Annotated in this window: 7 protein-coding genes; 1 reads left to right on the top strand and 6 read right to left on the bottom strand. The window is 35.0% G+C overall.

The features are described 5' to 3' along the window. The 6 genes from HNS38_RS19130 to HNS38_RS19105 form a co-directional block, all read right to left on the bottom strand. The coding region (locus HNS38_RS19130; protein ID WP_172346927.1) for a transposase at positions 1-324 on the bottom strand (324 nt) is incomplete at its 3' end. Between the two features lie 586 nt (positions 325-910). Beyond that, positions 911-1642, bottom strand: coding sequence for an acyl-CoA desaturase (locus HNS38_RS19125; protein WP_172346926.1), 732 nt, complete (start codon positions 1640-1642; stop codon positions 911-913). Positions 1643-1743: 101 nt separating this feature from the next. After that, positions 1744-2316, bottom strand: coding sequence for a Crp/Fnr family transcriptional regulator (locus HNS38_RS19120; RefSeq protein ID WP_172346925.1), 573 nt, complete (start codon positions 2314-2316; stop codon positions 1744-1746). 213 nt (positions 2317-2529) lie between these two features. After that, on the bottom strand, positions 2530-3804 hold the full coding sequence (locus tag HNS38_RS19115) for a nitrate/nitrite transporter (RefSeq protein WP_172283578.1): 1275 nt from the start codon (positions 3802-3804) through the stop codon (positions 2530-2532). A gap of 89 nt (positions 3805-3893) precedes the next feature. After that, complete coding sequence (locus HNS38_RS19110) at positions 3894-5867, bottom strand: tetratricopeptide repeat protein (protein WP_172346924.1); 1974 nt, start codon at positions 5865-5867, stop codon at positions 3894-3896. Between the two features lie 136 nt (positions 5868-6003). Beyond that, complete coding sequence (locus HNS38_RS19105; RefSeq protein WP_172346923.1) at positions 6004-7203, bottom strand: dipeptidase; 1200 nt, start codon at positions 7201-7203, stop codon at positions 6004-6006. Positions 7204-7300: 97 nt separating this feature from the next. On the opposite strand from HNS38_RS19105, the gene HNS38_RS19100 reads away from it, so the two are divergent. Next, the gene (locus HNS38_RS19100; protein ID WP_172346922.1) at positions 7301-8299 is read left to right on the top strand and encodes an asparaginase; all 999 of its coding nucleotides are present in this window, start codon (positions 7301-7303) and stop codon (positions 8297-8299) included. The last annotated feature ends 599 nt before the right edge of the window (positions 8300-8898 follow it).

Raw genomic sequence — 8898 nt, 5'->3', positions numbered from 1 at the left:
GATTGACAAATATTTTTGCGTAAAAATCAATTCCCCCAGAATTTCAACTTGACCCTTTTTTACATGTTGAGCATTTACTAAAAAAACTTCAAATCCATAATCTAGTAGCACTGTATAAAGATGGTACCAGTAGATTCCTGTTGATTCCATTGCAATAGTGTCTACTTTACATTTCTTTAACCAATTTGCTAGTAAGTGGATGTCTTTGATAAAGGTTCCAAATGTCCGAACATTGTTTTCTTCTCGTTCTTCTGGGACTGTTACTACATATTCTTTTACAGAAATGTCGATCCCGGCAGCATTTAAATTATATATCTTTGCCATAATGAATTATTTATGGATGGGATTATCAGCACGTTTAAGTATTCGATATTCTACTATAAGGGGTCTCAACGCCACCATTAAACAATCTATAAGCGTGCATGCCTAAACTGAGTTATGGGCTTAATAGCACCATTGGTTAACAAGGTCTGGTAATTCCATCCTGTTTTCTACAAAGTTACCAGTTATTTTATGTAAAAAATACGGCTTTATAGCCGTCTAATGGACTGAGTTCGACATTAAATATCATCACAGTTTCAAATAATTAGCTCATATACGACTAAATATTTTGAAGGTTTATTGGGATAAATCAATAAAATTTTAGGAAGTAGATGTGCTAATTATTGAAATCCTATACAGGAAAAGTCAATAATACATCTGCCGATAGCCATCGGCATTAACTAAAAACCATTTGATATAACCCGCTATAACTTCATACTTTTCAGATTAAAATCTAATGCATTATTGGCTTTCTGTGGCAATTATTTAATAATCGAAGTTATTAGATATTTCCTTGGTTCTATATATAATTTTAAATGATATCTTATTTTGAATATTAATAAATTAAAGGATACTTTTCTCCATTCCACTAAACTCTTTTAAGCTGAATAAGTTTAAATGAATGAAGCATTTTCATAACCACATAGGTGGGATCTATTTCATGCCATCTCACTCCACCAAAGTTGGGTTTACCACTATTTCTGTGATGATTATTATGATAAGATTCCCCCATCATTAGAAAATCTATAGGGAGGAGGTTTTTAGAGGTATCATTCACCTTGAAATTTACATAGCCATAGATATGAGCAAACCAGTTGATAATAGCACCGTGAATGGGTGCCATGAGAAAGGCGAGTGGCAGGAGCAGCCATTGCCACCATGCGGTGACAAAAAACAAGAAAAATAGAAAGTATAAAGCACCCCATAAAATTCTAGACAGCATGGAACTGGCAAAGTGATCGAAGGATTTCCATTGCGGAACATTAATTAAAAATTTCTCTTCCACATAAACATCTTTATTATTGATATCTTGATAATTGTCCTTAGTTCGCAACATCATCTTCATCAAGTTTTTGTCGTATTTAGGAGAGTGTGGATCATTCTCAGTATCGGCATAGGCATGGTGCATACGGTGCATAATTCCATAACCATAGGCACTCAAATAGCTGGAGCCCTGAAATATCCAAGTCAGCACAAAACTTACCTTCTCTGCCCTCCTCGACATGGTGAAAGTTTGATGCGCAGCATAACGATGAAGGAAAAAAGTTTGGAAAAACAATCCTCCATACCATAATACAATGAAGAACAATAAAATAGCCATTTCTATAAGATTATCTGTTGTATGCAAAGATGTGAGGATTAATTAGGAATAGCAATGAACCTAGGTTCAGGAATTCTTTATGTTGATATTTGACAACAAGGCTATAAAGACTTTTTACGAATACGGCTTAAGGCCTGAGGAGTGATTCCAATATACGAAGCTATATATTTTAAGGGGATACTCTCAAAAAGCGCTGGACGGGTGTTAAAGAGGTTTAAATAACGTTGTTCGGCACTTTGGTTGAGTAAAGATTGCTCTCTATTGGATTTAATGAGAAATAGCCTTTCTGCCGTTAGGCGGCCAATAAGATTGCCAATCTTGGTATGCCGATATACCTTTTGCAAATCTTCATAGGATATACTCCACACACTGCATTTACTTAACGCTTCTAATTGGTATTGTGAAGGCTCACGACTTAAAAAAGAATCATAGGCACTAATAAATTCATACTTGAAACTAAAACCAAAAGTGATTTCTTTCTCAGGGTCTTCTTTTGGGATAAATACCCTTACCATGCCTTCCTCAATAAAAGAAATATGGTTTTCAACCTGCCCAGCTTCTAAAATCAGCTGACGCTTTGCAAAATTCTGCTGAAACAAACATGCAGAGAATAAGCTCCAATCTTCATCGGTAACTTTTGCTATCTGTTCTATATATGTTCTCAATCTATGCATGGTCTAAGGCTTTGAGTTGATACAAAACTAAGGATAATTTATTCAATTTTTTATGGTTTAATGAGTAAATAAAGTAATGATACAATGATAGAATAGTTTGCTACTTCTCTCATTTAATCATTTTTCCTTCAATCCTTTCTTCAATAAATGCAATAATGCTTTAATGATATAATAGTCAATTCCTTCTCCCATTCCCTCCATTCAATCATTCTTTCATTTTAGTATTGAACCTTTCTTCCTTCCAAACATCTGATAATAAACAAAAGCTGCAACACTACCCATAATTGAAAACAAAACCAATATCCAAAATACATGTTGATGGCCTTTTAGTCCAGGTGAACTATCGAGCAAATGGCCCATAATAGGACCCACAAAAATATCTGGAGCATATCCAATCAGAGAAACTAGCCCTACGGCCGTTCCAGTTAACATCACTGGGATATTTCCTTTTTCCATGACTGCAAAATATAAAGATCTGGCGGCATAAACTCCTGTTGACAATATTAAAATGGAGAGTATAAAGAGTAAAGTTACCGATGCTGTAATGAAACCAAGAGCTATGGCTAATGAAGCAATTAAAGTAAGTCCAAAACTAATAATTAGTAAAAATGTACTCTCTGTTTTATCTGCCAATAGGCCAATTATAGTTCCAATAATCATACGCATAAATAGCAAGAAGGTACCAATTTGAGCAGATTTCACATGATCGTAAAGCATCACTTCTTGGGCATAGAGAGAAATAATATCAGTGATTTTATAACCCACATAAGCACATAGAATAATCATCATTAATAACCAGACTGAAGGCAAAGCTAAAACTTCTTTAATCTGGGAAACTTGGATTTTTTCTATGCTTATTTCCTTTTCTATTTGACGATCGAGTTTCATGAAAAACCACACAAAAACACCAACTATTGTTACAATTATTGAAGAGTACATGATGACTTGTTTTAGAGCTTTTTTCGTTTCTTCAGCATCAGACATTTGAATATCATCACCCAAAAGCAAAGAAAAAATGAGCAGACCTAAAGCGCCAAATAAGGCGCCCACCAAGCCTCTACCGCCATCTAAAAACCCAAAGGCTTTTCCCTGTGAGGTAGCACCACCCCAAACTCGTGCGGCTTTTATCATAGGTGCCCAAAACAAGAATATGGTGGTAAAACCCCAATAACCATAGAGTATTTTTAATCCAGTATAGCCCGGAATTTGATAATAATAGACTCCTCCTAATGCTGTCATCCATAGTGCCACTGCAATTAGTTTTCGAGGAGGGTATTTATCTGCTAAGGGACCACCAAAAAAATAAGAGAAGAAAGCAATAACTCCCAAAATAGAGAAACAAAAGCCGAGTTCTAAATTACTTAAATGAAACACTTCGAGTACTGCAGGTCGGAATACTCTTACGATGATAAAGGGCACCACAAAAACAGACTCACCAGCCAAAATAAGTAATACGAGAAAATACCATGGCGGTCTTTTTTGCTTCATGAAAACATTAAGGTTTTGTTGTTTTCAAAGATATAGATTTATTTATTTAGAAAATGTAATGGTTAAGAATTGGATTTTTACCAAAGCTATTATGATATGTTTTTTAAATCGGTTGGAATTTCAATCTTAAAGATAGTTCCTGAGCCATCCTTACTTTCAACGAATAGATTTGCTTTGTGTATTTCGATAAGGTCATTTACGATGCTTAAGCCCAGTCCTGTTCCTTTCTCTTTTCTTAAGCCTTTACTGCTTTTGATAAATCTATCTTTTTTCTTTAAAGCAATTAAGGTTTCAGTTGGTATTCCAATTCCCGAGTCCATCACATTGATCTTAATGTAATTGGATTCTTTAGAAGTTGACATTATAATATTTCCACCTTCAGGAGTATATTTTATGGCATTTGACAATAAATTTTCCAAGATGATTTTAATAATATTAGGATCCAAAATGACCAGTTCTTCAATATTATTTTCCACTTCCAGATGGATATTGTATTGCTTGGTTTCAATCAGGTAAAAATCCTTTATTTCATTTAGTAATGTTGAGAGGGATACTGCTTCGGGCCTAAGCTCTATTTTTCCACTTTGTGATAAAGACCATTGTAATAGGTTGGTTAATTGTTTATAGCCTTCATAAGAAGCTTTATGGATTAGTTTTGCATGGGCATGAGCGTCAGCATATTCATTTTCTTCTAGAGATGAAACTAAGATATCGCTAAAACCAATTAAAGTATTAAATGGATTTTTTAAATCATGTGAAATAACTGAGAAGAGTTTATCTTTTGTTTGATTCATCGCTTCCAGCCTTAAGTTCATCTTTTTGTTCGTCCGATACTGCCAAAGTATAACTAGCATAATTAAAACCATGACCACTATGATCAAAAGCAATGCGCTTTTTTCTTTCTCATCATATTCAAGTTCTTGCTCCGAAATCAACAATTCTTGTTGAATTCTAAAATTTCGTTCCAATTCATTAACAATTTCAAATTGTTGGGCGTCTAATATAGAATCATATTGACTGATAAATAAATCAAAACTAAGTTTTATGTTTTCGGAATCATCGAGTATTTTATAAAATTCTAATACGGAATGATGGGCATTTATAATCTGAGTATTTATCCCTAATTTATTGGCCACTTTTGTGGCTTCGTCCAGCAGTTCTAAACCCTTTTCTTTATCATTTAATTGAGCATATACTAAGGCCATTCCAATATAATTATCGAAATAACCATATTCATGATTTCTTTCTTTATTCCAATCGAGGGCTTTTGAATAATAAAGTAATGCCTGATGATATTCTGATAGTTTATAATAAATATTTGCCAATCCGTTTAAGCTCCAACTTACATATCTGAAATCATTTGACTCATAACTATATTCGATAGACCTTTGATAAAAATCTCTCGCAGATTCTAAATTACCTGATTCCTCTAGTGTTTTGGCACGATTAAAGGTCACAAAACCCATTCTATTTGATGAATTTATTGCTTTTCTAATCTCTACGGCTTGATTAAAATAATCTAAAGATTTCTCATAGTCTTTCTTTGCTCGGTATACTTCTGCCAGATTGATTAAAGCAAAGGCAATACCCTCCTCTTTTTTTAGATTTCTGAATATTTTATAGGATAATTCAGCGTATTGAAGCGCCAATGGAAGGTTAGCATTTAACAAAAACACATCACCTAAATTATTGTAAGCATAAGCCAACTGAACGGAGTCTTTAATAAAAATACTGGTCCGCATGGCTTTCTGAAAATAGGGAATGGCTTGTCTGTAATTATAAAAATAATGCAAATAAACAACCCCTACAAAATTATTGGCTTTTGCTTGTTTTTCGGGAAAATGATAGGTTTCAGCTAATTCGATGGCGTCTAAACCTAATTGAAGCGCTGAATCGCTGTGGCCTTCCCTTATTTCCCAACAGCGGTTTGCGAGTTCATCAATATAATCTGGAATTTCAATGTTTTTTGGAATTTCGATCTGTCTCCGAACTATATCCTGTCCAAAAGAAATGGAACAGAAAAAGATAAAGGAAAATACTAAGAGGATATATCTGAAATTCATTTTTTAGGCCTTTGCGTCAGTAAATAAGTGTTCTTCAATTACTAATTTACGAATAATATTTGAAGAAAGCCATTCCTATTTTTAATTATAATTTGAGACAGCTCGTTTACAATGCTTTTTTCTAGAGACCTCAATATTATTTTGCAGCAACCTCTCTAAACACACGCATAAAATTACCACCCCATATTTTACGAATATCCTCTTCTGAATAGCCGCGTTTTACCAATTCTAAAGTGATATTCCCCAGTTCAGAAGCATCGTAACAATCTTGCAAACCTCCACCTCCATCAAAATCAGTTCCTATGCCAACATGGTCAATTCCTGCTACTTCTACTATATGGTCAATATGGTCTACTGCATCGGAAACAGTAGCTAGGTTTGGAGGGAAGTCTACATCTAATTGATACCAATCTCGTAAACCCGCTTTGCGTTCTTCTTCGGTATAATTAGACCAATTAGAATGTTTTTTACGGAAGGCTTTTTTGCCTTCTATTCTTTCCGGGCTTTGTTCCAGTTTCTTCACATAATCACTCAAAATACACATTTGAATGACTCCGCCATTTTCCGCTATGGCTTTGAGCATGTCATCGCTTAAATTGCGAGGATTATCACATAAAGCGCGGGCACAAGAATGAGAAGCAATCACAGGTTTAGAACTCAATTCTAAAACATCGTAAAAAGCGGAATCAGAAGCATGGGAAACATCAATCATAATTCCTAGCTCATTCATTCGCTCAACGACCCCCTCGCCGAAGGCCGACAAACCATTATATTCAGGACCCTCTTTATCCGTAGAAGAATCGGAAATATCATTATTATGAGAGTGAACGATGGTGATATATCTGGCTCCTAAGTCGTAGAAATGATTGATATTATCCAGATTATTACCAATGGGATAGCCATTTTCTATACCTAGATAAATGGCTCGTTTTCCCTTTTTTTCTAATTGATATCCATCCTCGGGAGTGATGGCAATTTTTGCTTTCTTTTTATTCTTTTTTACTTCGCTATGAGTGGCTTCAAAAATTTGTTCTGCTTTCTCAAAAGCTTGCGCATGACCTAAACTATCTCTTTCGCCTTGGCCAATAAATACCGCAAAAAACACGGCATCTAATCCACCTTTTTCCATACGAGGAATATCTATTTTCCCTTGCCCTTTTCTCCCATCATGTTCCACTCCAATATTAAAATCGGAATTAAAAAACTTGAGCGGAGTATCCGTATGTGAGTCAATGGTAAATACCTTATCGTGAATTTCGGCTGCTTGTTGTTCAATGGTTTGACAGGATGCCGATATGACAAGTCCGATTAAAAACAGGGTGAAGAATTTGTCCATTTCTAGTATTTTAATGAATCACAAAAATAGTAAATAGTGTATATTAAAACGACTTCTGTAATTTACTACTTTCGCAGCTCAAAAATAATAGAGAGCAATGGCAAAAAAGCTTATTGAAATTACCAGAGGAAAAGTAGTGGAAACCATCCATAGAGGCGATGTGGTGGTGGTCAATACCAAAGGAGATATCCTATACCAATACGGCGATGCTGATAAGTATACCTATTGGCGTTCTGCAGCCAAACCTATTCAGGCTTTTAATGTGATTTTGAGTGGTGCAGCCGACAAATATAAATTCACTAAAGCGGAAATAGCCATCATGTGTGCTTCTCACTATGGAGAGAAATTTCATATCAAAACTATCGAATCTATTCTATCGAAAATAGGTTTAACTGAGGAGGCCATATTAGGGGGAACAGTTACTTCATTAAGCACCAATTATGCACTTGAATTGGCGGCCAATCAAATTCAACTTAATCCTATGTATAGTGATTGTTCGGGCAAGCATGTGGGTAAATTGAGTATTTGCCAGCACAAAGGCTATCCCACTGAGAGTTATAAAGAACTCAATCATCCAGTTCAACAAGAAATACTAGAAGTGATAGCTGAAATGTGTGAGGTGGAAAAGGAAGACATCACCATTGGAATAGATGGTTGCTCGGTTCCTGTTCATGCCATGCCACTTAAAAATATGGCTTTGGCTTATGCTCGTTTGGCTAATCCAACTCATCTAAACCCGCCATACAAAGAAGCTTCGGAGCGGATATTTACTGCCATGTGTGCGCATCCAGAAATGGTTTCTGGCACCAATGGCTTTTGTAGCGAATTAATAGCTGCGAGCAACGGAAAGTTAGTGGGCAAGGTGGGTGCCGAAGGAGTTTATTGTGTAGGAATAAAGGACAAAGACATTGGTTTTGCTATTAAAATGGAATCTGGGAACATGGCAGTTTTAGCACCTGTTGTTCTTCAAGTATTGCAGGATTTAGAGGTTTTAGACTCCTCAGAATTACAAGCCTTATCAAAATACCACCCCATGCAAAACACCAATGACTTAAAGCAAGTGGTTGGGGAAATTCGTGCTGCTTTTGAAATCTAGATCTCCGATAAGATTAAAAAAGTTAATGAGGTTTGAATTGCAGTATTCGGATTCTTTATTAAAGGTAAAGAAAGAAGTAGTATACAGGATTTCCCATGAAATATTTTATCTGTAAAGCATCTAAATTCTGAATTATGCAAAAAAAAGACTGCCCATAATTATTTGAGCAGCCTTATTAAACCTAATCAATCTAATAACCTGAGCTCGATTATTAAATAATTGCCACAGAAAGCCAATAATGCATTAGATTTGTATTAATAATCATACAGTTATAGCGGGCTATATCAAATGATTATTAAGTAAAAGATGATGTATTATTGGCTTTTCTACAAGTAGATTTCGATAATTAGCTCCTCTATTTCCCCAAGTTTCATTGAGTTATCCCGATAGCTCTGCATAAATTCGGGTTATATATGAGCTAATTATCTGAAACTGTGGCATAATTTAATGTCGAGCTCAGGTTAATAACTATTCAATCAATATCTTCTTACTTGTATAGTTCCCATTTATTTTGGCTTTTACAACACTAGTGTCCACTTAAAATAAATTGATTTTCAATTGGTTACTATCTGAATCTTTGAGATTATTGTTATCTATAT

Origin of the sequence: Lentimicrobium sp. L6 (assembly GCF_013166655.1) — a bacterium.
Taxonomy (GTDB): Bacteria; Bacteroidota; Bacteroidia; order Bacteroidales; family UBA12170; genus UBA12170.
The sequence above is the reverse complement of the archived record's forward strand: the minus strand, read 5'-3'. Positions and strand labels throughout refer to the sequence as shown.

Excerpts from the sequence above, each read along its gene's own strand:
- HNS38_RS19125 (WP_172346926.1), bottom strand. The coding sequence starts at position 1,642 with ATGGCTATTTTATTGTTCTTCATTGTATTATGGTATGGAGGATTGTTT.
- HNS38_RS19120 (WP_172346925.1), bottom strand. The coding sequence starts at position 2,316 with ATGCATAGATTGAGAACATATATAGAACAGATAGCAAAAGTTACCGAT.
- HNS38_RS19115 (WP_172283578.1), bottom strand. The coding sequence starts at position 3,804 with ATGAAGCAAAAAAGACCGCCATGGTATTTTCTCGTATTACTTATTTTG.
- HNS38_RS19110 (WP_172346924.1), bottom strand. The coding sequence starts at position 5,867 with ATGAATTTCAGATATATCCTCTTAGTATTTTCCTTTATCTTTTTCTGT.
- HNS38_RS19105 (WP_172346923.1), bottom strand. The coding sequence starts at position 7,203 with ATGGACAAATTCTTCACCCTGTTTTTAATCGGACTTGTCATATCGGCA.
- HNS38_RS19100 (WP_172346922.1), top strand. The coding sequence starts at position 7,301 with ATGGCAAAAAAGCTTATTGAAATTACCAGAGGAAAAGTAGTGGAAACC.